1 protein-coding gene is annotated in these 591 nt (G+C 67.9%); it reads left to right on the forward strand.

Translation table 11 applies throughout. From position 1 onward, the window contains the following. Positions 1-591 (forward strand): class I tRNA ligase family protein (locus D7Y04_RS42530; protein ID WP_147477330.1); only part of this gene is annotated, 591 nt, incomplete at both ends.

The following is a 591-nucleotide window of genomic DNA, read 5'->3' on the forward strand; positions in this document are numbered from 1 at the left end:
GGACGGCCGCTACGACGACACGGTGGGCGAGGCGCTCACGGGCAAGAAGGTGTTCGAGGCCAACCCGCTCGTCATCGCGACGCTGGTGGAGAAGGGCGCGCTGCTGAACGACGCGAAGGACACGGTGGCGCACAGCTACCCGCACTGCTGGCGCTGCCACAACCCCATCATCCTCAGCGCGACGTACCAGTGGTTCATCCCGCTGGACAAGCCGTTCCGCGGCGAGAAGACGTTCCGCCAGGCGGTGCTGGACGAGGTGGACAAGGTGCAGTGGGTGCCCTCGTGGGGGCACAGCCGCATCCGCGGAATGTTGGAGACGCGGCCGGACTGGACCATCAGCCGCCAGCGCACGTGGGGCGTGCCCATCTGCATCGCCTACTGCGAGGGCTGCGAGGAGGCGGTGGTGTCTCCCGAGCTGATGGACAAGGTGGCGGACCGGGTGGAGACCGAGGGCGTGGGCGTCTGGTACCGCACGCCGGTGAAGGAGTTCCTGCCCGCGGACTTCAAGTGTTCGCGCTGCGGCAAGACGGAGTTCCGCCGCGAGACGGACATCCTCGACGTGTGGTTCGACTCGGCGTGCATGTTCTCCGC

The sequence above is a fragment of the Corallococcus sp. AB038B genome, from assembly GCF_003668955.1.
Taxonomy (GTDB): Bacteria; Myxococcota; Myxococcia; order Myxococcales; family Myxococcaceae; genus Corallococcus; species Corallococcus exiguus.